Genomic DNA, 24,159 nt, shown 5'->3' on the forward strand with positions numbered 1-24,159 from the left:
TCCGGGGAGGGACCCGAGAATGAGCACCGTGGTGCACACACCGGCAGAGGTACGGCGGGCCCGGTATGCCGTGGCCGCCGTGTTCGCCGTGCACGGGGCCGTGACCGGCTCGTTCGCGACGCGGGTGCCGTGGATCCAGGACCATGCCTCGCTGAGCGCGGGGCAGCTCGGGTTCGCCCTGGCCTTCACGGCGTTCGGCGCGTCCTGCTCGATGCCGCTGGCCGCCCGGGTCAGCCACCGCTTCGGCAGCCGGGCGGCGCTGCGCGCGCTGATCACGCTGTGGACGCTGTCCCTGGTCCTGCCGGGGATCGCGCCGAACATCTACACCCTGTGCCTGGCGATGTTCGTGTACGGCGCGAGCGCCGGCATGGCCGACGTGGTGATGAACGCGCTGGGGGTCGAGGTCGAGAACCGCCTCGGCAGGTCGATCATGTCCAGCCTGCACGGCATGTGGAGCGCCGGAGCGCTGATCGGCTCGGCGGGCGGCACCCTGGCCGCCCATCTGGGCGCGGACGCGCGCGTGCATTTCGCGCTGGCGTCGGCCTGTCTCAGCGTGCTCGGTGTGCTGGCCTGCCGGTGGGTGCTCGACGTGCAGGCCACCGAGGACGAGGAGCCGCCGCCGCGGTTCGCGCTGCCGCCGAAGTCGGCCCTGCTGATCGGCGCGGTCGGTTTCTGCGCGGTGTTCGCTGAGGGGGCGAGCCTGGACTGGTCGGCGGTCTATCTCAAGGACCGGCTCGACTCCTCGGCGGGGCTCGCCGCGGCCTGCACGACCGGCTTCATGCTCACCATGGCGGTGGCCCGGCTCGTCGGCGACACCGTGGTCAACCGCTTCGGCTCGGTCCGCACGGTCCGGCTCGGCGGCTTCCTCGCCGCCGCCGGCGGACTGCTCATCGTGCTCGCGGACCATCCCGCGGTGGCCATGACCGGGTTCGCGCTGATGGGGCTCGGCATCGCCGTCGTCGTACCGCTGTGCTTCGCGGCGGCGGGGCGCAGCGGGCCCAATCCGAGCCAGGCCATCGCGGGTGTCGCGACCATCACCTACACCTCGGGGCTGATCGCGCCGAGCCTGCTGGGCGGGGTGGCCCAGGCGACGAACCTGATGGTGTCCTTCACCCTGGTCACCGTCCTGGCCTGCGGGCTCGTCGTCTTCGCGGGCGTGCTGCGGGCCGGTGACCGGGACCGCCCGAAGGTCAGCGCTCCGGCCGCAGCAGTTCCCGACCCGCGGCCCTGAAACCGTCGCTCCAGGGCGTGGGGCGCAGGGTCGCCGCGTCGAGCCGGACCAGTACGCGGGTGCCGCGGGCGTAGGTCGTCGCGCCGTCCGCGGAGCAGAACCGGAAGCCGTAGGTCAGGCCGGTGCCGCCGAGCCGCTCCAGCCAGAGGTGGACGGCGTAGCCGCCGGAGCGGGTGACGGGGGCGTCGTAGCTGATCAGGAGTTCCTTGACGACGTTGCAGGCGTCCCCCGCGCTCGCCCAGTCGCCCTCGAAGCGGATGCCGTGCCCCTCCCAGAACTCCGTCCAGGCGCGCTCGACCAGCAGCGGGTAGCGGGCGTTGTGGAGCATGCCCAGGGCGTCGAGGTCGTCGAAGTGGACGGTGACGGGGATCAGCCTGCCGTAGGCGAGGGCGGGGGCGAGGGTGGCTTCGGCGGTCACGGCGGGGCTCCTGGGTGTATGGGGCAATCACCCCCACCTTAAGCGGCCGCTCACCCTGCCCCCGGCGGGTGACCAGGGATCTTGCACGTGACAATGGTCGCTCCGGACTCGTACGACGAAAGCGATACCGCTCATGGATCTCGGCGTCCGCTGGAAACTGCACGGCGACGGACGCACCCCGGCGCCCGGGGCGGTGGTCCGCCCCGACGAACGGCTCTCCTGGCCGCGCACGGCCGGGCTCGGCGCCCAGCACGTGGTCGCGATGTTCGGGGCGTCCTTCGTGGCCCCGGTCCTGATGGGCCTCGACCCCAACCTGGCGATCATGATGTCCGGCGTCGCCACGGTGATCTTCCTGCTGGCGACCCGCGGCCGGGTGCCGAGCTACCTCGGCTGCTCGCTCTCCTTCGTGGGCGTCGCCGCCGTGATCCGCGCCCAGGGCGGCACGAGCGCCACGGTGACCGGCGCGGTGCTCGTCGTCGGTGTCGCGCTCTTCCTGGTCGGCGTCGCGGTCCAGAAGTTCGGGGCGCGGATCATCCACGCCGCGATGCCGCCGATCGTCACCGGCGCGGTCGTGATGCTGATCGGCTTCAACCTCGCCCCGGTGACCGCCTCGACGTACTGGCCGCAGGACCAGTGGACGGCCCTGCTAGTCATGCTGTTCACCGGTCTGGCGGTGGTGTGCCTGCGGGGCTTCTGGTCCCGGATCGCGATCTTCCTGGGCCTGGTCTTCGGATACGGCATCTCGTGGGCCTTCGACCGGATCTTCGGGCGGATCCACTCGGTCGACGCGAGCGGGAAGCTCACCGACCACTGGCGGCTCGACCTCTCGGGCGTCGGCAAGGCCGACTGGATCGGGCTGCCTGCCTTCCACGGCCCGTCCTTCGAGTGGTCCGCGATCCTGGTCGCCCTCCCCGTCGTCATCGCCCTGGTCGCGGAGAACGCCGGGCACGTCAAGGCGGTCGGCGAGATGACCGGCGACCCGCTCGACGACAGACTGGGCACGGCGATCTCGGCCGACGGCATCGGCTCGATCTTCTCCACCGCGGTCGGCGGCCCGCCCAACACCACGTACTCCGAGAACATCGGCGTGATGGCGGCCACGCGCGTGTACTCGACCGCCGCCTACTGGGCCGCCGCCGGCTTCGCCCTCCTCTTCGGTCTCTGCCCGAAGTTCGGCGCGGTCGTCGCCGCGATCCCGGGCGGGGTCCTCGGCGGCATCACGGTCATCCTCTACGGCATGATCGGCCTGCTCGGCGCGCAGATCTGGACCAACGCCCGGGTGGACCTGCGCAATCCGCTCAACCTGGTCCCCGCCGCCGCGGGCATCATCATCGGCGTGGGCAACGTCAGCATGACGTTCACCGACACCTTCTCCCTCAGCGGCATCGCCCTGGGCACGCTGGTCGTCATCACCGGGTACCACGCGCTGCGGGCGTTCGCCCCGGCCCACCTCAAGACGCAGGAGCCACTGCTCGACGAGGGGACGTCCTCCTACGGCGACGAGGGGGCGGCTCCCTACGACGACGCCAAGTCGTAGGCGTACGACGGCGAGAAGGTGCCCGGCGTGCCATTGCAGCCGTCCGACTCCCCCGGCAGCTTCACCCACAGGTAGCCGTCGATCCCCGGCTGCCCGGTGTCCAGGGTGGGCGTCCTGCCGATCTTCCGGCCGGCGGGGTCGCACCACTCGCCGTCGGCCGGGGCGCCGTTGCCGTTGCGGCTGGTGTCGATGACGGCACCGAGGCCGGAGGGTCCGCCCAGGGCGGCGAGGACCTGACGGTCGTAGGCGATCTCGGCGTCCGTGGTGTGGAAGTTGGAGACGTTGCTGAAGACGCCGTCGGAGGAGGCGGCCGAGGCGGCGCCCGCCTGCCGCAGCAGCTCCGCCTGTTTCGCGGCCGGGTTCCAGCCGGAGTGCCCGGCGTCGTAGTAGACGCGCGCCTTCGGGTTCGCGGCCTTCAGGACCCGGCCCGCGCGGGCCAGCGAGGCGAAGCGGTCGGCGCGGTCGGCGGCGGAGAGGCAGTCGGACTGGGCGATCGAGTCGGGCTCCAGGACGACGACCACCTCGCCGGAGCCGAGGCCCGCGGCGAACCGGTCGATCCAGGCGTCGTACGCGTCGAGGTCCGGTGCGCCGCCCTGGGAGGCGCCGCCGCAGTCGCGGTCCGGGACGGTGTACACCACGACCACCGGGACCCGGCCCTGCGCGGCGCCGCCCGAGGTGACCGCGCGGACCTTGGCGGTGATGGTCGCCGGGGCGTACTCGGCGAACCAGACGGCGGCCGGGCGGTCGGCGATCCGGGACTGTATGACGTCGGTGCGGGGGTCGCCGGGGTGGTCACGCACCCAGTCCAGCACCTGGGAGGCGGGGTGGCGGTAGAGGCGGGTGGCGACGGCGCGCTTCGGTTCGTCCGCCGTCGCCGTGGGGCTCGCCTTCCGGGTGCGGGAGGCCGACGGCGACGCGCTCTTCCTCCCGGTGGGCGAGGCCGACGCGGACACCGGCGGCGGGACGGGCAACGACCGCGTGCTCGGTGAGGCGGCGGGTTCTGGCCGGGCCTCGTCGGAGGCGGGCCGGCCGTCGAGCGCGGAGAGCATCCCGGTCGCGGTGCCGACGGCGACCACCACGGAGGCCACCGCGACCATCGCACCGCGGCCCACGGCGCGCCTGCGGGCGGACCGGCGCGCGGCCAGCCGCTGGGCACGCAAGCCTGACACCCTGTCCGCCCCCCTCGCGCGGCGGGCGCGTCCCCCGTTCTGGGGAAGCCTCGGGCCCGCCGGTACCCCGGCCAGCCTAGGACTGGGACCCTGCCGCTATGGCGCAATTGGAACAGTTCACCACTCCCCTCGACACGGTCGTCTCCCGCATGCGCGCCCTGGAGGAGGCCCTGCCGGAGCGGGACGGCGTCGCGGTCTTCAACCGCGTCTACCTGGCCGTCACCGAGGCGGTCGACCGGTGCGTCGACAGCGGCCGGCTGGGGGACGCGCGGGCCGCGATCACGCTGGACGTGCGGTTCGCGGAGCGCTATCTGACGGCGGTCGACGAAGCGCGCCACGAAGGCCGTCCGCCGGCCTGCTGGCGCCCGCTGTTCCAGTTCCGCCGGCATCCCGGGGTACGACCGCTGCAGTTCGCGCTGGCGGGCATCAACGCGCACATCGGGCACGACCTGGCGCTCGCCGTGGTGGACACCTGTCGTAGTCTCGGCTGCGAACCCGCCGACGTGGAGGACGAGTTCGACCGCGTGGGTGACCTCCTCGTCTCGCTGGAGGAGCGCATCCGCGAAGATCTGATGCCGGGCCCCGACCTCCTCCAGATCGCCGACCCGCTCACCCATCTCCTCGGCTCCTGGAGCCTGGACCGCGCCCGCGACGCCACCTGGACCGCGGCACGGGCCCTGTGGGCGCTGCGCGGACTGCCCGACGTGGCAGGGGAGTTCACCGAACGCCTGGACACGGCGGTGGGCTTCGCGGGGCGGATGCTGCTCACACCGCTGCCGGACTGACCCGGGCGCCCGGCGCTTCTCGAGCCGTCCTCAAGTCACCTCTCCGACCATGACCTCCCCGGGAGTTGAGGGGGAGCGGCCATGTTCGGGAGGAGCGGCCATGTACCGCCTGTGGTGGTGGCTCAAGGGCCGGGTCGTGGCACCGGCGGTACGCGCTCTGGCCGCACTGGGGAGCATCCATGTCGGCATCCCCCACCGCGACCCGTGCCCCGACCTGTGGCCCGACCAGCGCCCCGGACTCCGGTCGGCTCCGCCTCCGGGGCATCCCGAGCGGCTGCGCCCGGACCTCACGCCGACCGCGCTGGAGCGGCACCTCGAAGCGGACCTGGCCCGCGGCCGGTGGCTGACGCGCCGTCGTCACAGCCGGGGCCTCAGCCACAACCACAGCCACAGCCGGGCCCGCAGCCGAGGCCGGGGCCCAGGGGGTCAGGCCCCAGGGGGTCAGGCCCCGCCCGCCCGGCCGCTCGGGTGACGCCCGTCAGTCCTCCGGAAGTTCGACCGGCGCGATCTCGTCGTACACGTCCCCGGGCCCCGGGTTGGTCGCGTCCGTGCCGCCGCCGAAGTGGTGCATGACGCCCCAGACCGCGTTCAGCGCCGTCTGGATCGCGCCCTCCGCCCAGCCCGCCGTCCAGGAGATGTCGTCGCCGGCGAGGAAGATGCCGCGCTTGTCCTCGGGGAGGCGGTCCTGCATGAAGTGGGTGAAGAGGCGGCGCTGGTAGCGGTAGTGGCCGGGGAGGTTCGCCTTGAACGCGCCCATGAAATAAGGCTCGTTCTCCCAGGAGACGGTCACCGGGCTGCCGATGACGTGCTTCCTGATGTCGACGTTCGGGTAGATCTCGCCGAGCGACTTGAGCATGACCTCCATGCGCTCGTTCGCGGACAGCGGGAGCCACTTCAGGCTGTCGTCGCACCAGGTGTAGGAAAGGCAGATGACGGCCGGCTTGTCGGGGCCGTCGTCGAGGAGGTAAGTCCCGCGCGTCATACGGTCGGTGAGGGTCATCGACATGACGTCCCGACCCGTTTCCTCGTCCTTGTCCAGCCAGAACGGCCGGTCGACGGGCACGAAGAGCTTGCTGGACTCCATGTAGTGGGTGCGCTCGATCGCCGTCCAGTGATCGATCGGGAAGAGCGAGTCGTCGCAGGCGATCTTGGAGAGCAGCATCCAGGACTGGGCGGTGAAGATCGCCGCCTGGTAGGTGCGGATGTCCCCGTCGGCGTCCGTCACGGTGATCCGGTTGCCCGCGGTGCGGTGCAGCCGGGTCACGGCCGGGCGGGGCTGGCCGCCCTCGTGCAGGCTCGCCAGCGAGGTGCCGTAGGCCCAGTGCACGATCTTCTCCGGCTCGCGCTCCCAGAGCCTGAGCGGCAGTTGCTGCGAGCCGCCCACGATCCCGCGGTGGTGGTCGTCGGCCTCGGTGTAGACGACCCGCAGGATCTCCAGGATGGAGTTGGGGAAGTCGGTGTCCCAGCCGCCGGTGCCGAAGCCGACCTGGCCGAAGATCTCGCGGTGCCGGAAGGACCGGAACGCCTCCGAGTCGCACAGGAAGCCGTAGAAGGTCTGGTTGTCGAGCTTCTCGACGAGCCGGGCCCAGATCTCCCGGATGCGCGGCACGTCCCGCTCGCGCAGGGCGCGGTTCATGTCGGTGAAGTCGGCGCCCTCTTCGAGGCACTTGCTCCAGGCGGCGGCGACATCGCGGTAGACCTGCGGGAGGTCGGCGACCGTCTCGGCGTAGTGGGACTCGCCCTTGAGGTCGACGACGGTCGAAGGGGTCGTCTCCGCGAGGGGGTTGGGGAAGGGACGGGTCTTGAGGCCGACGAGGTCGATGTAGTGCTGGAGCGCGGTGGAGGAGGGCGGGAAGCGCATCGCGCCCATCTCCGCGGTCAGCGAGGGGTCGCAGCCGTCGAAGCCCACCGTGCGCAGCCGTCCGCCGATCCGGTCGGCCTCGTACACGACCGGCTTGAGGCCCATCTTCATCAGCTCGTAGGCGGCCACGATGCCGGAGAGACCGCCGCCGATCACCGCGACCTCGGTGCCGTGCCCGGTCGCCGGGATCTGGCCGAGGCCCGCCGGGTGGGCGAGGAAGTCGTCGTAGGCGTACGGGAAGTCCGGCCCGAACATGGTGATCGGCGGCTGCTGCTCGTCCGCATGCTCGACGGCGTTGGGCACGGTGGACGTCATGGGGTGCGAACTCCTTGAAGCAACGGGGTGGTTCAGACGAGGGACCCGTAGAGGGCGGGCCTGCGGTCGGTCAGATACGGGTTCGCCTCGCGGGACGCGGCCAGGAGTCCGGGGTCCGCCTCAGCGAACACCAGCTCCTCGCCGCGTCCGGCACGGGCCCGGGCCACCCCGTCGGGACCGGCCAGCACGGAGAGCCCGACGAACTCGAACTCCCCTTCCCGGCCGACCCGGTTGACGTAGACGACGTACATCTGGTTCTCCCAGGCCCGCACCGGCACCAGGGACTCGGCGACGAACTGGAACGGGTGCATCTGGGCCGTGGGGACGATCAGCAGGTCGGTGCCGGCGAGGGCGTGGGCGCGGACGTTCTCCGGGAACTCGACGTCGTAGCAGATCATGAGGCCGACGCGGAGGCCGCCCAACTCGGCCTGGACGACGGGCTGTTCCCCCGGTGTGAACCGGTCGCGCTCGAAGCAGCCGAAGAGGTGGGTCTTGCGGTAGTTGGCGAGGCGGGTGCCGTCGGCGGAGATCAGCTGGGCGGAGTTGTACACGGCGTCGCCGGACCGCTCGGGGTAGCCGTACGCGATCGCCAGGCCGTGCCGGACGGCGATCTCCGCGACCGCGTCGGCCTCCTCCCCGTCGGCCGCCGAGGCGAGTCGGGCCACGTCGTCGCCGATCGCGTACCCGGTGAGGAACATCTCCGGTGCGGCCAGCAGTGCGGCACCCGCGGCGGCGGCCCGGCCCGCGCCCTCGTCGAGGACCTTGAGGTTCCCCTCGACGGAGCCGGGGCGGCCGGAGCTCTGGAGCAGGGCGGTGCGCATGCGTGATCCTCACCGGGCGGAAGGTGGATGTGGGGGCCACGTAGACGGGCCATATAGAAGGTACGGGCGGCTCACCTGGGCGGACAAGGAGGAGCCGTTGCGCGCCGGTGAGCGGTTCATTGCGTGCGCCGGCCCTCCCGCGGCGATTCGTTGCGCGGGCGCCCGCCCAGCACCAGCGCCGTCACCAGATACGGCACGGACAGGATCACGAAGACCGTGCTGTGCGCCAGGGACGAGCCGAGCAGCGTGTACGCCCCGAACACGGCGACCGTGACCAGCTCCGTGCCCAGGCTCGCCACCGAGGTGAGCGTGGCCCGGCGGGCGTCGTCGATGCGGTGCTGGAGGCGGACGTCGGCGAGCACCTCGGCCAGCTGGAAGCCGGCGAAGGCGAGACCCACGAGGGCTATGCCGGCCGGGGTGCGCATCCCGGCGCCGACGGCCAGGGCGAGGGCGGCACCGGCGATCAGCGCGGCGAGTCCCCGGGTGCCGAGGCGTTCGGCGGGCCCGGCGAACAGGCTGCCGACGGTGACGATCGCCCAGACCAGCAGGACCAGGTAGGGCACGGTCTCCTCGGCCACCCCGAGGTCGCGGATCAGCAGGGAGACGTACTCGTCGAGCGCGCCCCACACCGCGGCGACGGCCGGGATCAGCAGCAGGGCGCCTCGGACGCTCCGGTCCGCGCGGGCCTCGGCGACTCCGGCGCGCAGGGTCGCCGACCAGCGCGTATTCCCCTTCTCGGCGGGGACCCGGTGTTCCGGCAGCCGGGTCGCGGTGACCGCTGCCAGCAGACAGGCCAGGACGCTCGCGGCACCGACGGCCGGGTAGCCGCCCAGCGCGAGGACCGGCCCGGCGAGCCCCATCGCCGCGACCGTGGCCAGCAGCCGTGCCGCCCGGGTCCGCCCCATCACGCGCGCGTACCGGTCGGTGGCGCCGAGCCGCTCCATCTCGTCGTACACGAGGGCTTCCAGCGATCCGGAGCCGAGCGCGCCCCCGGCGCCCCACAGCACGAAGCCCAGCGCGAAGGCGCCGTACGACGGGACGGTCACCCACAGCGTGAAGCCGGTGGCCGTCAGCAGCGGGCCGATCCACAGCAGCCTGCGCCGCGAGACGGTGTCGGCCCAGGCGCCGGAGGGCACCTCCAGCACCACGGCCGTGAGGGACCACAGGGCGAACAGCGAGGAGATCTGCCAGAGCGGCAGGCCGGTGTCGGCGAACAGCAGCGCGTACACGGGGTAGAGCAGGACGAGGTCGTCGAGGAACGCGTAGCCGTACAGCGTGGTCGTCAGCCGGCGGACGCCGGTCGCGGGCACACGTGCGGGTGAGAGTGTCATGGGGCCTTCCCGGAAGGGCGGTTCGGACGTCGTCGGAACGGCGTCCGAGGCGGCCCTCGGGAGGCACGGCGGGTGGATCAATGTCGCCAGGTCATGACACCGATGCTAGACAGTCGCGGGCCCGCTGCCCAGCGAGAATGTGGTGATCACGGCGGCGTGGTCGGACGGCCAGTCGTTCTCCTCGACGTCCGGCCAGGTCCGGGGCGTGCCGCTGACGTACGTCCGCGAGTCGAGGACCGTGAGCCCCCGGTGCAGCACGAAGTCGATGCGGTCCTGCGGCTCGGGCCCCTCGCCGCCGTCCTCGCGCTCGTCGTGCACCGGCGACCAGGTGTGCCCCGGCTCCCGTACGGCATCGGGACGGGCCTCGCGGAAGGAGTCCCGGAACCCCGCCTCCTCCGCCGCCTTGGTCACCGGCCACTCGACGTCCGGCCAGTCCAGGTGGGAGGGGCAGTTGAAGTCACCGACGAGGACGACGGGCCGCGCGTCCCCGATCCGGCCGAGGGTGTCCCGCATCTGCCCGAGCCGCACCTCCTCGTGGGCGAGCGGATCGGACTCGTACGGACCGTAGCGCTCGTAGTCGAGGTGGGCCGTCCACACCTCGACCTCCCGCTCCCCTACGGCGATCCGCGCGCCGGCCGCCCCGTAGAACCCGACGTCCGGGTCGCCGAGCACGGCGGTGACCGGGAAGCGGCTGATCACGCCGAGGTTCGGGCCGGCGCTGTGGTGGTGCCAGCCCAGCGCCTCGGCGAGTTCCCCGGCGGCGGTGCCGTACGTCTCCTGGAGCCCGACCACGTCCACGTCGGTCTCGGCGATGGCCTTGAGCTGCTTGGCCCGGTGGTCGTGGACCTTGGTGCCGCCGTACCAGAGGTTCCAGGTCATCACGCGGAGGCGGTACGGCAGCAGGGCGCGCAGCCGGGTCACGGTGACGCCCTCCAGACCGGCCAGGACCGTACGGCCCGGGGCCGCCGCTATCGGGGCCAGCGAGGGGACGGCGAGGACCGCGCATCCGGCCGCCTCGGCGGAGCGGACACCGGTCTCCGTGTCCTCGACGGCCACGCAGCTCGCGGGCTCCACGCCGAGGGCACGGCAGGCGGCGAGGTACGGGTCGGGGGCGGGCTTGGTGTGCTCGGTGTCGTCGGCGGTGACGGAGACGGCGAACCGGCTCGCGCCGAGGACTTCGAGGACGGTGTCGGCGACGGACCGGGGCGACGCGGTGACCAGGGCGGTGGGGACCTTCTCCCGGGCCAGCGCGTCGAGCAGGTCGAGCGCGCCTGGGCGGGGCACCACACCGGTGCGGACGCGGTCCGCGAACTCCCGGTGCAGGGTGTCGGCGAGGTCCGCGGCCGGGACGCCGCCGGCCGCGGCCAGCCAGGCGGCGGTGTGCTCGACCGGGCGGCCGAGCACGTCGGGCCGGTCCGCCTCGGTCAGCTTCCGCCCCGCGACCTGTTCCACCGCCTCCCACCAGAGCCGCTCGGTGTCGACGAGCGTGCCGTCCATGTCGAACAGGACGGCCTGGAGCGGGAGTCGGCTCACGGTTCTCTCTTTCGTGGGGGAGGAGTTCGTGGGGGGGGGATTCGTGCGAGGGGGGATCAGTGGGTACGTTCCGCCACCAGCACCGGCCGTTCGGGCAGCGACACGCTCACCGCGGAACCGGCGGTGAGTTCGGCGGACTCGTGGGCGGGCAGGTCGGCCTTGACCTCGGTGCCGTCGGCGAGCCGGACGGTGACGCGGACGGCGGCGCCCAGGAAGGACGTGGCGACCACACGGGACTTCCCGTCGGCCTCGGCCCGCACCCGCACGGCCTCAGGGCGCACCAGCACGTCGACCTCGGTCGCGGACGGCACCGGGCCGTCGACCGGCAGCCGCTGCCCGAGCACGTCGACCGTGTCCTGGACCAGCCGCCCGGGGATCCGGCTCATCGTGCCCACGAACTCGGCGACGAAGGCGGTGGCGGGACGGCCGTACAACTCGGCCGGGGCCGCGCACTGTTCGAGCTTCCCGGCGTGCATCACGGCGACCCGGTCCGCCATGGACAGGGCCTCCTCCTGGTCGTGGGTGACGAACAGGGTGGTGATGCCGAGTTCCTGCTGGAGCCGCCGGATCTCCTCGCGGAGGCTGAGCCGCACCTTGGCGTCCAGCGCCGAGAGGGGCTCGTCGAGAAGCAGTACCCGGGGACGCAGGGCGAGCGCGCGGGCCAGCGCCACACGCTGCTGCTGGCCGCCGGAGAGCTGGTGCGGGTACCGCCCGCTCTTGTCGCCGAGGCCGACCAGCTCCAGCAACTCGGCGGCACGCGCCCGCCGTTCGGCCGTACGGGTCTTGCGCATCCGCAGTCCGAAGGCCACGTTGTCGAGCGCGTCGAGATGCGGGAAGAGGCTGTACGACTGGAAGACCATCCCGGCGTCCCGGCGGTGCGCCGGGACCCGGGTGACGTCCTCGCCGTCCACCAGCACCTGGCCGGAGTCGGGGTGTTCGAAGCCGGCGAGCATCCTGAGCGCGGTGGTCTTGCCGCAGCCCGAGGGGCCGAGCAGCGCGACCAGCTCACCGGGCTCCACGGTCAGGTCGAGGCCGTCGAGGGCCACGGTCGGGCCGAACTCCCTGCGCAGGCCCCGGAATTCGATGGTTGCCGCTGTTTCAAGCATGGGTCATCCCCGGGAGGTAGTACGGGTACGGCCGCCGAAGCCGGCCAGGACGAGCAGCAGCACCCACGTCACGAGCAGGCTCATCACGGACACGGCGACCGACAACTGGGCCTGCGAGCCACTGACGTTGACGATCCACACCGCGAAGGGCTGGAAGCCGAGGAGCTGGGCCACGGTGAACTCGCCGAGCACCAGGGCCAGGGTGAGGAAGGAGGCGTTGAGCAGGGCGCCGCGCAGGTTGGGCAGGACGGCCCGGACCAGGGCCTGCGGCCAGCTCGCGCCGCAGCTGCGGGCGGCCTCGACGAGGGTGCGGACGTCGACGGCACGCAGGCCCGCGTCCAGCGCCCGGTACACGAAGGGCAGCGCCATCACGACGTACGCGAGGACGAGCACGACCGGGAACGTCGGGTTCTGGATCGCCACGAAGGTCTCGAACAGCGGGGTGCGCGAGAGGTGTTCGGGCCCCCACTTGAGGACGGTGACGATACCGGCGACGAACGCGATCGGCGGCACCACCAGCGGCAGCGAGCACACGATCTCGACGACCGGCCGCAGCCGGGGCGCGCCGAGCCGCAGCGCGACCATGGCGGGCACCATCAGCAGCAGGACGAGGGCGATGGTGACGAGGGCCAGTTCCAGCGAGAGCAACAGGCTGGAGCCGAAGCCGCCGGTGGCGAAGATCTGGGTGTAGGCGTCGAAGGTGATGCCCTGGTTCGGCACGTCGACCGTGAAGACGACGGACGCGGCGAGCGGGACCAGGAAGTACAGGCCGGCGAGGCCGTAGACGCCCCACCGCCACGGGTTCAGGCGAGCCATCGGGCACTCCTCCGCTGGAGGGGCAGGTACACGGCCATGACCACGCCCGCGACGAGGATCATGTCGAGGCTGAGGGCGAGCGCCACGTTCTCCTGGCCGACGAGCACGTTGCCGGAGAGGGCGTCGGCGATCTGCATGGTGATCAGCGGGATCGAACTGCCCATGATCGCGGCTGCGGTGGCGTAGGCCGCGAAGGCGCTGCCGAAGAGCAGCACGAACCCGCCGAGGAGGGTGGGCAGCAGCACGGGCAGGGCGACATGCAGCCAGTACTGGAGGGTGGTCGCGCCGTTGTTCTGCGCGGCCTCCCGCCACTGGAGGCGCAGTCCCTCCAGGGCCGGGGTGATGGTGAGGACCATCAGCGGGATCAGGAAGTACAGGTAGACGACGACCAGTCCCCAGAAGCTGTAGAGGTCCCAGCCGGTGTCCTTGAGGCTCAGGTGGCGGGTGAGCACGCCCGCGTTGCCGAGTGTGGCGACGAAGGCGAAGGCCAGCGGGACACCGCCGAAGTTGGCGAGGACCCCGGAAGCGGTGAGCACTCCTTCGCGCAGCGCGCGGTGCCGGGAGGTCACGACGGCCTGGGCGAGCGGCAGTCCGAGCAGGGTCGCGAGGCCCGCGGACACCGCGGACAGCTTGACACTGCCGACCAGGGCCGTCAGATAGGCGCCCTGGAGGGAGGTCGTCAGGTTGTCGACGGTGTACGAAGTGGCGCCGGTGGCCTGGTCCTTGGCGGTGAAGGCGCCGTCCAGGACGGCCCAGGCGGGGAGCCCGAAGGCGACGGCGGTGAAGGCGAGCAGCGGGACGACGGCGAGCCAGCCGAGCGACCGGCGCCGCCGCTTCACCGAAGCGGCGGGCGCCGAGCCGACCCGCGGGAGGGTGGCCGTCATCCGGAGATGGCCTTCGCCCAGCCCTCGGCGATGGCCGTCTTGGCCTTGTCCTGCTGGGCCTCGGTCGGGAAGGACGGGGTGCCGGAGACCGCGGGCAGCTTGGCCGCGGCGGTCTTGTCGAGGGTGCCGGCCTTCTCCATGGCGGTCATCAGCGCCGGACGGGCGTACCCCTTGAGCCACAGGTTCTGGCCCTCGGCGCTGTAGAGGTACTCCTGCCACAGGCGGGCGGCCGCCGGGTGCGGGGCATCCTTGTTGATGGCCTGGGAGTAGTACTGCGAGAACTGGCCGTCGGTCGGGACCGCGACCTTCCAGTCGACACCCTTGGACTTGAACTCGTCGGCGTACCCGGCGTTCAGGTAGTCCCAGTCGATGCTGATCGGCGTCTCGCCCTTCTCGACGGTCGCCGGGGTGGACTCGACGGGCGTGTAGTTGCCGTTCTTCTTCAGCTTGGCGAAGAAGTCGAGGCCGGGCTGGATGTCGTCGAAGGAGCCGCCGCTCGCGAGGGCCGCCGCGTAGACACCGCCGAAGGCCGAACCGGACTTGGTGGGGTTGCCGTTGAGGGCGACCTGGCCCTTGTACTGCGGCTTGAGCAGGTCGGCGAAGGTGGTGGGGCAGGTCTTGACCCGCTTCGCGTCGCAGCCGATGGAGATGTAGCCGCCGTAGTCGTTGTACCAGCGGGCCTGCGCGTCCTTCTGCCCGGTCGGGATGTCGTCGTACGACGCCACCTTGTACGGCGCGAGCAGGCCCTGCTGGGCGGCGCTGATCGCGAAGGAGCTGCCGAGGTCGAGGACGTCGGGGGCGCGGTCCTGGCCCTTCCGCGAGGTGACGGCGTTGATCTCGTCCTGGCTGGAGCCGTCCGGGTTCTCGACGGAGATCTTGATGCCGTACTTCTTCTGGAAGCCGTCGATCAGGGCACCGTAGTTGGCCCAGTCGCGGGGCAGCGCGATGGCGTTGAGCGTGCCCTCCTTCTTGGCCGCGGCGACCAGCTTGTCCATGCCGCCGAAGTCGGCGGCGGAGGCCGCGGTGGCGGCGTTCTTGCCGTCGGCGGTGGTCGACGCGGTGTCGGGGGCGGCGCCACAGGCGCTCAGGGCGAGGGCGGCGAGGGCGGCGAGAACACCGAGGGCGGCGGTTCTCGGCAGTGACACGGTCACGGCTTCTCCAGGGGGACGCGCGAGGGTGCAGGAGATGAGGCGAACTTGTCTGAACAAGTTGGCCTCAGTAAGTCCGGCGCCGGTGTCCGGTTCGTAAACAACGTCGAAACGTTGACCCCCGAATTCCCGCACATTTCGAGCCACCCAGGAACCCGCGAATCGTCGACTAGGCTGGTCACGCTGTGCACAGTGATCGACTCAGAGGGGAAGCATGACGGCGCGACACGAGGAGATCGCCGACGAACTGCGCCGGGCGATCGACCGCGAGGAGTACACCGTCGGCAGTCTGCTGCCCGCCGAGACGGAGCTCGCGGCGCACTACGGCGTCTCGCGCGGGACGGTCCGGCAGGCGGTCGCGGCGCTCACCGCCGAGGGCCTGATCGGCTCCCGCCAGGGCGCCCGCCGCGTGGTCCTCGCCAGCCGCCGCAGCCAGAGCTTCGCCGAACTGCGCAGCTTCGCCGAGTGGGCCCGGGCGATGGGCCGCGAGGCGACCGGCCAGGTCGTCGCGCAGGAGTACCGCCCGGCCTCGCAGGAGGACTCGGTGCGCCTCCAACTGCCCGTCGGCACCCCGGTGTTGCACGTCCTGCGGGTCCGCGGCCTGGACGGCGAACCGGTGTTGCTGGAGCGCACGGTGTACGCCGACTGGATCTCCCCCACCGTCGAGACCATCGAGCCGGAGTGCCCCTCGGTCACCCAACGCCTGTACGACGACTCGGGGTTGGTCTTCGCCTACGGCGAGCACGTCATCGACGCGGTGGCCGCGGGCGCGCAGGACGCGGAACTGCTGGAGGTCCGCCGCACCAGCCCCCTCCTACGGGTCCGCCGGGTGACGACCACCCGGGAGGGCCGCCCGGTGGAGTGGTCCGACGACCGGTACCGCTCGGACGCGGTGAGCTTCAGCGTGCACAACTCGATAGGGAACAACGCGCTGGCCCGCAAGACCGCGGAGTAGAGGGCCCGTTCAGGCCTGCGCGTACCGGGCGGCGGTGTCGCGGCACAGCAGCCCTTCGTCGACCTGCGGTCGTTCCGGGCGAGCACACCGACCAGGTCACGACAGGACGGCGGGCGATCGCCGGACCGGCGGGTCGGGGGCGGGTGCCCCGCACCCTCAGGGCTACCGTGCGCATCGGGCGACCGCAAAGACGTTTTCCTCGCACGCACAGGGTCGCACCACCACCCGCGACGGAGGTCCCCGTGAACATCGCCGCGCTCCCCCGGATCGACGAGCACACGACACTGGTCGCGGCCGAGGCCGAAGCCGTCTGGCGCGCGCTCACGGAGACCCTGGAGGAGTCCTTCGACCGCCCCCGCTCCGCCCGCTACGGGCGTCTCGTGGGCGTCGCCGACCGCACGGCGTCCGGGCCACGCCCGCTCACCGCGGGGTCCGCGTTCCCCGGGTTCCGGGTGGCCGACGCGGTCCCGGGGCGGAAGCTGGTCCTCGTCGGTCGGCACCACTTCTCGACGTACGCCCTGGTCTTCCGTCTGGAGGAGACCGATGGCGGCCGCACCCGGCTGGGGGCCGAGACCCGGGCCCGGTTCCCCGGACCGTTCGGCGCGCTGTACCGGCTGCTGGTGATCTCCTCCGGCGCGCACGCCCTGCTCACCGGGCGGCTGGTGGACGCGGCCCGGCGCCGGGCCGAGCGGGTCAGGTAGGCGAGCCCGAGGAGAAGCGTCTCAGCAGCGGGGAGAGGACCAGCACCGACTTGGTGCGCTCCACGAAGGGCTCGCCCGCGATCCGTTCCAGGACCCGTTCGAAGTGCCGCATGTCCGAGGCGAAGACCTGCACGACCGCGTCCGCCTCGCCGGTGACCGTGGAGGCGGCCACGACCTCCTGGTAGCGCTCCAGGCCCCGCTGGATGGTCTCCGGGGAGGTGTTGCGCCGGCAGTAGATCTCGACGAACCCCTCGGTCTCCCAGCCGAGGGCCGCCGGGTCCACCCGTACGGTGAAGCCGGTGATGGCTCCGGTGGCACGCAGCCGGTCCACGCGCCGCTTCACCGCGGGCGCGGAGAGACCGACGATCTGCCCGATGTCCGCGTAGGAGCGGCGGGCGTCCTCGGCGAGGGCGTGCACGATGGCTTCGTCGAGATCGTTCAGCACGGTGGGTGGATCAGCCTTCGGGTGTTGCGAGTCGGGAACGGCGATGGCCGTACCCGAAGTAGAACACGAGCCCGACGGCCATCCAGACCCCGAAGACCACCCAGGTGACGGTCGACAGGCTGCCCATCATCCAGACGCAGAAGCCGAAGCCCAGCGCGGGGAAGACCGGCGAGAGCGGGACGCGGAAGGTACGGGGCATGTCGGGACGGGTCCGGCGCAGCACCACGACGGCGATGTTGACCAGCGCGAAGGCGAAGAGCGTGCCGATGCTGGTGGCGTCGGCGAGCTGCCCGAGCGGGATCGCCGCGGCCAGCACCCCGCAGAACAGGGACACGATCACCGTGTTGGCCCGGGGCGCGCCGGTCCTCGGGTGGACCCGGGCGAACACCTTCGGTACGAGTCCGTCCCGGGACATCGCGAAGAGGATGCGGGTCTGGCCGTAGAGCACGGTCAGGACGACGCTCGCGATGGCGATGACCGCGCAGAACGCCAGCAGCGTGCCCCAGAAGCTCTGCCCGGTCACCTCGCGCATGATCTGGGCGAGCGCGGCCTCGGAGTCGTTGAAGTGCTGCCAGGGCTTCGCGCCGACGGCGACGGCCGCGACGAGGACGTAGAGCGCGGTGACGATGACCAGCGAGAGCATGATCGCGCGCGGCAGGTCGCGCTGGGCGTTCTTCGCCTCCTCACCAGCCGTGGAGGCCGCGTCGAAGCCGATGTACGAGAAGAACAGCGTGGCACCGGCCGCGCTCACGCCCGCCATGCCCAGCGGCATGAAGTGCTCGTAGTTGCCGGAGCGGAAGCCCTGGACGCCGATCGCGCAGAACAGCACCAGCGCGGCGATCTTCACGACGACCATCACGGTGTTGGCACGGGCGGACTCACGGGCGCCGCCCAGCAGGAACGCCATGGCGAGGAGTACGACGATCAGGGCGGGGAGGTTGAAGACGCCGCCGTCGCCGGGCGGGGCGGACAGCGCGTCCGGGAGGGTGACGCCCATGGTCCCGTCGAGCAGCTCGTTCAGGTACTCGCCCCAGCCGACGGCCACGGCGGCGACCGAGACGCCGTACTCCAGGACCAGGCACCAGCCGCAGATCCAGGCGATCAGTTCGCCCATGGTTGCGTACGCGTACGAGTACGAGGACCCGGCGACCGGGATCGTGCCCGCGAGCTCGGCGTAGGAGAGGGCCGAGAAGAGGGCGGTGAGACCGGCGATCACGAAGGAGAGGGTGACGGCCGGGCCGGCCTTGGGGACCGCCTCGCCGAGGACGACGAAGATGCCGGTACCGAGGGTGGCGCCGATGCTGATCATGGTCAGCTGCCACAGTCCGAGGGAGCGCCGGAGGGCCCCTCCCTCACCCTGACCACCCTCGGCGACCAGGCGTTCCACGGGTTTGCGCCGCATGAGGCGCGCGCCGAGCCCCGGGGACGCGGGGCCTTCTTGGGTGCGGTGATGCGAGGGTGCACCTTGGTCGAGCACGCGCTGACTCCTTTGTCGCTGCCTCTCAGGGCGGCGGGAACCGGCGGCACCCCTGCGAGCGGGAACCCACCGAGCGGGGTTCCCGCCACACCACGTACAGCGCATGACCTTACGAGCCGGAGCGTTGCGCGGGTAATGCGGCAACCTTGCGCGTCTCCGCAAGATCGTTGCGTTCATCGGGGGCGGGCGGGTGTTCGTTGCGCGGGGGCTTTCGAGTGTTGCGCGACGGTGCCGGTCAGGGGCTTGGGGAGGGCTTGCCGAGGGCTTGGTGAGTGACACGGCAGTGACGACCCGGCGGCGCCTCCCGGCAGTCCGGCCACGGCTCTGGCGACCGGCTTTCCAGGGCGCCGGCCGGAATGTCGCCGCCGGCGGGCGCTCGGAGCCCCGGTATGGCTGCCGACCGGCACGCGCCGCCCCTCCCCCAACCTCGACCCCGGCGCCCCGCCTGCACTGCCGCCGCCCAGGCAGCAGCCGACCCGGGTTCAGCAAGCCGAGCAGCCGACCTCCGCCTTCATCACCCAGCCCCCCGTGTACCCCCGGCGGCAGCCGCCGTCACCGCTCCTCCGGCTCCCCCGCCAACGCCCGCGCCTCCGCCACGTCCGCCGCGTCGAACCCCATCTGTCCGGGCCGGCCGTACGCCGCCGCCTGGCCGTCGATCCAGCGGGTGTGCGCCTCCCACGCGGCCTGCTTGCTGGTGCCGAGGGCGGCGCCGATCTGCGACCAGGAGGCCCCGGCCTCGCGGGCCGAGCGCACGGTCAGCTGGCGGCCGTAGGACGCCTTGCGGGCCACGACCTCGCTCAGTGCGAGGAGTTCGAGCAGTTCGGCCCGGTCGGGGGTGTCCGTGTCGCCGCTCATCGCCTCGCGCATGCGCAGCTCGTCGAGCCGGGAGACGGCGGTGAGCAGGGTGTACTGCGGCTCGATGCTCTCGGGTGTCGTCATGCACCCAGGCTCTCGTCAAGCAGGCTTGACGTCAAGGTGACCTGACGGCAATTCCCTGACGAGGAAGGTGCACGCGTCGACGCACTCGCGGGTCGTGCCGTCGCGGTCCTCGTACGAGTAGCGGTCCAGGTAGTCGGTCACCGGCCGGTACCCGAGCCGCGCGTACAGGGCCGCCGCGCGCGGATTGTCCCGCCCGACCCCGATCCCCACGACGGTGATGCCCCGTTCCCGGGCCAGTTCCTCGGCGGCCCGGATCAGCTCGGTGCCGATCCCCCGCGAGCGCAGGTCCTCGGGCCAGACGCCGAGCCCGCCGATCTCGGGGCAGTCCAGGGTGACCTCGGGCGCCGCGCAGCCGATCCAGCGCATCTCCGTGTGTCCCACGGGCCGCCCGTCCAGCCAGGCGACGAGGTACGTGCACTGGCCCGACTCCTGCCGGGCGAACCGCCGGGCGTGGAAGGACGGCATTCCGGGCGCGGGGATGTAGCGGTCGAGTAACGCCACGTCGGCGGCCCGGCAGACGGTGATCTCCATGCGTCGACCGTACGGCCCGGAAACGCGAACGGCCCCCGATTTTCACCGGGGGCCGCAGTCAGACGCAGGGAGACACAGAGAGACGCGGGGAGACGCAGCGAGGCACAGGGAGACGCACTCAGCTCCAACTCGCGTGCAACGGCTTGCCCTCCGCGTATCCGGCCGCGCTCTGGATGCCCACGACCGCCTTCTCGGCGAACTCCGCGAGGGAGTTCGCACCGGCGTAGGTGCACGAGGAACGCACGCCCGCGATGATCGAGTCGATCAGGTCCTCCACACCGGGCCGGGCCGGGTCGAGGAACATCCGGGAGGTCGAGATGCCCTCCTCGAAGAGCGCCTTGCGGGCGCGGTCGTACGACGACTCCTCGGACGTGCGGTTGCGCACCGCGCGCGCGGAGGCCATGCCGAAGGACTCCTTGTAGAGCCGCCCGCCGGCATCCTGCTGGAGGTCGCCCGGCGACTCGTAGGTGCCCGCGAACCACGAGCCGATCATCACGTTGGACGCACCGGCGGCCAGCGCCATGGCGACATCACGGGGGTGCCGTACACCGCCGTCGGCCCACACGTGCTTGCCGTACTTCTTCGCCTCGGCCGCGCACTCCAGCACCGCCGAGAACTGCGGCCGGCCCACGCCGGTCATCATGCGCGTGGTGCACATGGCGCCCGGGCCGACCCCGACCTTGATGATGTCCGCGCCGGCCTCGATCAGATCCCGCACACCCTCGGCGGCCACGATGTTCCCGGCCACGATCGGGACCTGCGGATCGAGGGCCCGTACGACCTTGATCGCGCTGATCATCGACTCCTGGTGGCCGTGGGCCGTGTCGATGACGAGCGTGTCCACGCCCGCGTCGAGCAGCAGCTTGGCCTTGCCCGCGACATCGCCGTTGATCCCGACGGCGGCGGCGATGCGCAGCCTGCCCTGGGCGTCCACGGCCGGGGTGTACAGCGTGGCGCGCAGGGCGCCCTTGCGGGTGAGGATGCCGGCCAGCCGGCCCTCCCGGTCCACGGCGGGGGCGTAGCGCCGGTTGGCCGCGTCGAGGCGGTCGAAGGCCTCGCCCGGGTCGATGTCCGCGTCGAGCAGCAGCAGGTCCTTGGACATGACGAGTTCGAGCTGCGTGAACCGGTCGACACCGGTCAGGTCCTGGTCGGTGACGACACCGACGGGCCGCTGGTCCTCGTCCACGACCACACCGGCGTTGTGCGCGCGCTTGGGCAGCAGGGCCAGCGCGTCGGCGACGGTCTGGTGCGGGGCCAGCCTGATCGGGGTGTCCAGGACGTGGTGGCGGCTCTTCACCCAGGAGACGACCTCGGTGACGACCTCGATCGGGATGTCCTGCGGGATGACCACCAGGCCACCGCGCCGGGCCATCGTCTCGGCCATCCGGCGCCCGGCGATGGCGGTCATGTTGGCGACGACCAGCGGGATCGTGGTGCCCGTGCCGTCCGGGGCGGTGAGGTCCACGCCCTGCCGCGAACCGACGGCGCTGCGGCTCGGGACCATGAAGACGTCGTCGTACGTCAGGTCGTACGGGGGCTGGATGTCGTTGAGGAAACGCACGTGCTGCACATCCCAGTCGATCAGAGGTGGCCCCCGGACAGGTCAGCCAGGGGGAAGAGCACGTACTTCATTGTCCCATGTCGGCCGGAATGCGATGCCCGGGCGGATCGTCCAGGCAGTTCGCGGGGGTCTTGGGCGGAAGCTCCAAACGTCAGCCGCCACCCGTCGCGAGCGCCGCGCGGGCCGACTCCACGAACTCACTTCTCCCGGCATCGAGATCGTCGAGGGACGACCGCTGCCGCAGCCTCGCGAGCAGCGCGCCCGCCGCCTCGGCCGGACGGGCGGGTCCTTCCAGGAGTACGACGCTGTAGGCGCGTCGGAGATCCGTGCCGTCGCCGGCCTGCCCCTCGCCCGTGCGCCGGGTCTCGATCACGGCGTCGGCGGCCTCCAGGAAACGGACGTAGGCCTGCCGACGCTGGTCGTGGACCCGTGCGACGCGCTGCTCCCCGATGGTCAGCCGGAGCGTCTCCAGAGCGGCCTCGGCCTGCCGCTCCCCGGCGGCACGTGTGGAACGGGCCGAGATCACGCTCCCGGCGAGGGCGGAACCGGCGCCTATGAGGGCCGCGGACAGGGCGACGATCCACTCGTTCATGCAGCGCATTCTGCCGAGTACGATCACGCACTACCAGGCCGGTCTGCGGAAACACCCCCATTCGCCAGGTCCATGCCAGGTAGACTGGAGAAGGTTGTGGCGACGGGCGACGGGCGACGGGCGACGGGCGACGGGCGACGGGCGACGGGCGACGGGCGACGGGCGCGAGGGCCGGAGGGCGGTCCTGTTCGCGGCCAGGTCGCGGAACGCGCTGCACCGGCTGCTCGACACGCTCCCGGTGTTCGCGGGTGACGATCGCGTCGAGCACTGGTTCACCCTCGTCCCCGGCTCCGACTTCTCCCTGTCCGCCCTCAGCGCCGTCGAGTGCGCCGGTGCCCGCACCCTCCCCTGGTCCCGGGCGACGTCCCGCTCCTTCGACCTGATCCTCGCCGCCGGCCCCAAGGGCGACCTGCACGCCCTGCACGGCCCCCGGGTCCTGCTCCCGCACGGCGCGGGCTTCAACAAGTCCATAGCCGGCGACGGCACCGAGGACTCCGCGTCCGGCCTCGATCCGGCGCACCTCCTCCTCCCCGACGGCGCGCCCCTCGCCGACCGCTACCTCTACGCCCACCCGGCACAGACAGCCCGCCTGGCCGACACCAGCCCCGCTGCCGCCGCCCGCGCGGCCGTCGTCGGCGACCCGCTCCTCGAACGCCTGCTGGACTCCCGTGACCGCCGCGCCCGTTACCGCGCCGCCCTGCGCACCGGCACCCGCACCCTCGTCACCCTCCTGTCGACCTGGGGCGAGGAGTCCCTCCTGGCCCGCCGCCCCGCTCTCCCCACCGACCTCGCGGCGGCGCTGCCGTACGACGAGTACCAGCTCGCCCTCGTCCTGCACCCCAACGAGCGTGCCCGCCGAAGCGAGTTCGACCTCCGGCAGCAACTGGCCCCCGCCATCCAGGCCGGCCTGCTCCTGCCCGACACCTACGAGGAGTGGGCCTCGGTCGTCATCGCCTCGGACGTCCTCGTCACCGACCACGGCTCCGCGGCCCTGTACGCCGCCGCCCTCGACCGCCCCCTCCTCGGCGCCTACGACGGCGGCACGGAACTGCTCCCGGACAGCCCCATGGCCCAACTCCTCGACACCGTCCCGCGATTCACCGGCCCCGCAGACTTTTCCGTGGCCACAAGCCAGCCGGGCGGCACCCGCACCCTCAGCGAGACCGTCTTCGCCGAACAGGGCCGCGCTCTCGACCTCCTGCGCACCCAGGTCTACGACCTCCTCGGCCTCGAAGTGCCGGACGTGGCCGTCGTTCCCCGTCTGCTCCCCGACCCGGCACCGCTCCCGCTGTCAGCCCTGCCGGCGGCCTTCTCGGTGTGCGTCCGCCACGGCAAGGACGGGACCGTCCACGTGACCCGGCACCCGGCCCACCTCGAACCGCCTTCCCCCGCCCACCACTTGGCCGCCCAGGTGGGCGAGGCGAGCGCACGTCACCGGCAGGCCGCCGCGCTGCTGTACCGCAGGCCGGGCGGCGGGGCGACGGTCCCGGTGGCCGACTGGACCCGTGATGTCCTGGCGGAGAACCCGGGCGGCCGCCGCACCGCGGCCGTCGTCCTCTCGCCCACCCACGCACTCGTGCGCCCCCGCAACGGCCCGCTGCTCTCAGCCCGCGTCTCCCCGGCCAACGGCACGGCGGACCAGCTACCCGCCATCCTCTCCGCGGTGCACGCCACCCTCGCAGCCGAGACACCGACTCGGCTCGCCTGCGCCGTCGGCAGCCAGCGCTTCGACGTACACCTGTCCCCCGCGAGCCCGCAGGAAGCGGCGGCCCCCGCCTAGTGTCCTGGTCTTGAGTTCTGCGGTCTGATGGTGGTGTGCCTGCACCGCGGTTAGACCCGCTCGTGCTGTCCGAGGATGAGCGGAGGGTGCTTGAGAGATGGGCGAACCGCCGGAAGACCGCTCAGGGCTTGGCCAAGCGGGCGCGGATCGTCCTGGAGTGTGCCACGGGGCAGTCCAACAGTGCCGTGGCGCGGGAGTTGGGGGTGGCTCGCTCCACGGTGAA

At 72.2% G+C, this 24,159-nt stretch carries 24 protein-coding genes; 8 read left to right on the plus strand and 16 right to left on the minus strand.

Annotated features, from left to right (window positions below; all coding sequences use genetic code 11):
* The first annotated feature begins 19 nt into the window (after nucleotides 1-19).
* On the plus strand, nucleotides 20-1,231 hold the full coding sequence (locus tag G3I78_RS43695) for an MFS transporter (protein ID WP_164435509.1): 1,212 nt from the start codon (nucleotides 20-22) through the stop codon (nucleotides 1,229-1,231).
* Here the strand turns inward: G3I78_RS43695 and G3I78_RS43700 are convergent.
* Complete coding sequence (locus G3I78_RS43700) at nucleotides 1,191-1,649, minus strand: thioesterase family protein (RefSeq protein ID WP_164435511.1); 459 nt, start codon at nucleotides 1,647-1,649, stop codon at nucleotides 1,191-1,193. The two genes, G3I78_RS43695 and G3I78_RS43700, sit on opposite strands and share 41 nt — an antisense overlap.
* A gap of 133 nt (nucleotides 1,650-1,782) precedes the next feature.
* Here G3I78_RS43700 and G3I78_RS43705 point away from each other — a divergent pair, with 133 nt between their 5' ends.
* On the plus strand, nucleotides 1,783-3,186 hold the full coding sequence (locus G3I78_RS43705; RefSeq protein ID WP_164435513.1) for a solute carrier family 23 protein: 1,404 nt from the start codon (nucleotides 1,783-1,785) through the stop codon (nucleotides 3,184-3,186).
* On the opposite strand, the gene G3I78_RS43710 is transcribed toward G3I78_RS43705, so the two are convergent.
* Nucleotides 3,165-4,283 carry a glycoside hydrolase family 6 protein gene (locus G3I78_RS43710; RefSeq protein ID WP_164435554.1) on the minus strand — a complete coding sequence of 373 codons (1,119 nt, stop codon included), beginning with the start codon at nucleotides 4,281-4,283 and terminating at the stop codon, nucleotides 3,165-3,167. The genes G3I78_RS43705 and G3I78_RS43710 overlap by 22 nt on opposite strands.
* 170 nt (nucleotides 4,284-4,453) lie before the next feature.
* Between G3I78_RS43710 and G3I78_RS43715 the strand changes: the two genes are divergently transcribed.
* On the plus strand, nucleotides 4,454-5,140 hold the full coding sequence (locus G3I78_RS43715) for a DUF5995 family protein (RefSeq protein WP_164435515.1): 687 nt from the start codon (nucleotides 4,454-4,456) through the stop codon (nucleotides 5,138-5,140).
* 100 nt (nucleotides 5,141-5,240) lie between these two features.
* Nucleotides 5,241-5,612: a DUF6059 family protein gene (locus G3I78_RS43720; protein WP_164435517.1), complete on the plus strand. Its 372-nt coding sequence runs from the start codon at nucleotides 5,241-5,243 to the stop codon at nucleotides 5,610-5,612.
* 6 nt (nucleotides 5,613-5,618) lie between these two features.
* Here G3I78_RS43720 and G3I78_RS43725 read toward each other — a convergent pair whose 3' ends face one another.
* From G3I78_RS43725 to G3I78_RS43760, 8 genes are all read right to left on the minus strand, one after another.
* A complete protein-coding gene (locus G3I78_RS43725) occupies nucleotides 5,619-7,316 on the minus strand; it encodes an NAD(P)/FAD-dependent oxidoreductase (protein WP_164435519.1) in 1,698 nt (565 codons plus the stop codon).
* 32 nt (nucleotides 7,317-7,348) lie between these two features.
* Nucleotides 7,349-8,137, minus strand: coding sequence for a carbon-nitrogen hydrolase family protein (locus G3I78_RS43730; protein ID WP_164435521.1), 789 nt, complete (start codon nucleotides 8,135-8,137; stop codon nucleotides 7,349-7,351).
* 116 nt (nucleotides 8,138-8,253) lie between these two features.
* Nucleotides 8,254-9,468, minus strand: a complete 1,215-nt coding sequence (locus tag G3I78_RS43735) for an MFS transporter (RefSeq protein ID WP_164435523.1) — start codon at nucleotides 9,466-9,468, stop codon at nucleotides 8,254-8,256.
* Between the two features lie 105 nt (nucleotides 9,469-9,573).
* Entirely contained in the window at nucleotides 9,574-11,001 is a 1,428-nt protein-coding gene (locus G3I78_RS43740) for an HAD-IA family hydrolase (RefSeq protein ID WP_164435525.1), read from the minus strand.
* A 56-nt stretch (nucleotides 11,002-11,057) separates the two neighbouring features.
* Nucleotides 11,058-12,107 carry an ABC transporter ATP-binding protein gene (locus G3I78_RS43745; RefSeq protein WP_164435527.1) on the minus strand — a complete coding sequence of 350 codons (1,050 nt, stop codon included), beginning with the start codon at nucleotides 12,105-12,107 and terminating at the stop codon, nucleotides 11,058-11,060.
* 3 nt (nucleotides 12,108-12,110) lie between these two features.
* Nucleotides 12,111-12,923 carry an ABC transporter permease subunit gene (locus G3I78_RS43750; RefSeq protein WP_164435529.1) on the minus strand — a complete coding sequence of 271 codons (813 nt, stop codon included), beginning with the start codon at nucleotides 12,921-12,923 and terminating at the stop codon, nucleotides 12,111-12,113.
* Entirely contained in the window at nucleotides 12,911-13,807 is an 897-nt protein-coding gene (locus G3I78_RS43755) for an ABC transporter permease subunit (protein WP_164435531.1), read from the minus strand. The genes G3I78_RS43750 and G3I78_RS43755 overlap by 13 nt, the downstream gene beginning before the upstream one ends.
* Nucleotides 13,804-14,958, minus strand: coding sequence for an extracellular solute-binding protein (locus G3I78_RS43760; RefSeq protein ID WP_164435533.1), 1,155 nt, complete (start codon nucleotides 14,956-14,958; stop codon nucleotides 13,804-13,806). Before G3I78_RS43760 ends, G3I78_RS43755 begins: the two co-directional genes overlap by 4 nt.
* Before the next feature lie 211 nt (nucleotides 14,959-15,169).
* On the opposite strand from G3I78_RS43760, the gene G3I78_RS43765 reads away from it, so the two are divergent.
* Entirely contained in the window at nucleotides 15,170-15,910 is a 741-nt protein-coding gene (locus G3I78_RS43765) for a GntR family transcriptional regulator (protein ID WP_164435535.1), read from the plus strand.
* Nucleotides 15,911-16,152: 242 nt separating this feature from the next.
* Nucleotides 16,153-16,611, plus strand: a complete 459-nt coding sequence (locus tag G3I78_RS43770; RefSeq protein ID WP_164435536.1) for a hypothetical protein — start codon at nucleotides 16,153-16,155, stop codon at nucleotides 16,609-16,611.
* Here the strand turns inward: G3I78_RS43770 and G3I78_RS43775 are convergent.
* The 6 genes from G3I78_RS43775 to G3I78_RS43800 form a co-directional block, all read right to left on the minus strand.
* Nucleotides 16,604-17,056: an Lrp/AsnC family transcriptional regulator gene (locus G3I78_RS43775; RefSeq protein ID WP_164435538.1), complete on the minus strand. Its 453-nt coding sequence runs from the start codon at nucleotides 17,054-17,056 to the stop codon at nucleotides 16,604-16,606. The two genes, G3I78_RS43770 and G3I78_RS43775, sit on opposite strands and share 8 nt — an antisense overlap.
* A gap of 10 nt (nucleotides 17,057-17,066) precedes the next feature.
* Nucleotides 17,067-18,533 carry an amino acid permease gene (locus tag G3I78_RS43780; RefSeq protein ID WP_164435540.1) on the minus strand — a complete coding sequence of 489 codons (1,467 nt, stop codon included), beginning with the start codon at nucleotides 18,531-18,533 and terminating at the stop codon, nucleotides 17,067-17,069.
* A 552-nt stretch (nucleotides 18,534-19,085) separates the two neighbouring features.
* Nucleotides 19,086-19,472, minus strand: a complete 387-nt coding sequence (locus G3I78_RS43785) for a hypothetical protein (protein ID WP_164435542.1) — start codon at nucleotides 19,470-19,472, stop codon at nucleotides 19,086-19,088.
* A gap of 15 nt (nucleotides 19,473-19,487) precedes the next feature.
* A complete protein-coding gene (locus G3I78_RS43790; RefSeq protein WP_164435544.1) occupies nucleotides 19,488-20,003 on the minus strand; it encodes a GNAT family N-acetyltransferase in 516 nt (171 codons plus the stop codon).
* Between the two features lie 118 nt (nucleotides 20,004-20,121).
* The gene (locus tag G3I78_RS43795; RefSeq protein WP_164435555.1) at nucleotides 20,122-21,564 is read right to left on the minus strand and encodes a GuaB1 family IMP dehydrogenase-related protein; all 1,443 of its coding nucleotides are present in this window, start codon (nucleotides 21,562-21,564) and stop codon (nucleotides 20,122-20,124) included.
* Nucleotides 21,565-21,715: 151 nt separating this feature from the next.
* Nucleotides 21,716-22,156, minus strand: a complete 441-nt coding sequence (locus G3I78_RS43800; RefSeq protein ID WP_164435546.1) for a hypothetical protein — start codon at nucleotides 22,154-22,156, stop codon at nucleotides 21,716-21,718.
* 94 nt (nucleotides 22,157-22,250) lie between these two features.
* Here G3I78_RS43800 and G3I78_RS43805 point away from each other — a divergent pair, with 94 nt between their 5' ends.
* Both G3I78_RS43805 and G3I78_RS43810 read left to right on the plus strand, forming a co-directional pair.
* Entirely contained in the window at nucleotides 22,251-23,936 is a 1,686-nt protein-coding gene (locus tag G3I78_RS43805) for a translation initiation factor 2 (RefSeq protein WP_239158395.1), read from the plus strand.
* 62 nt (nucleotides 23,937-23,998) lie between these two features.
* Nucleotides 23,999-24,159 (plus strand): helix-turn-helix domain-containing protein (locus G3I78_RS43810; RefSeq protein WP_343243993.1); only part of this gene is annotated, 161 nt, incomplete at its 3' end.

This window comes from Streptomyces sp. SID13726, assembly GCF_010548375.1.
Classification (GTDB): Bacteria; Actinomycetota; Actinomycetes; order Streptomycetales; family Streptomycetaceae; genus Streptomyces.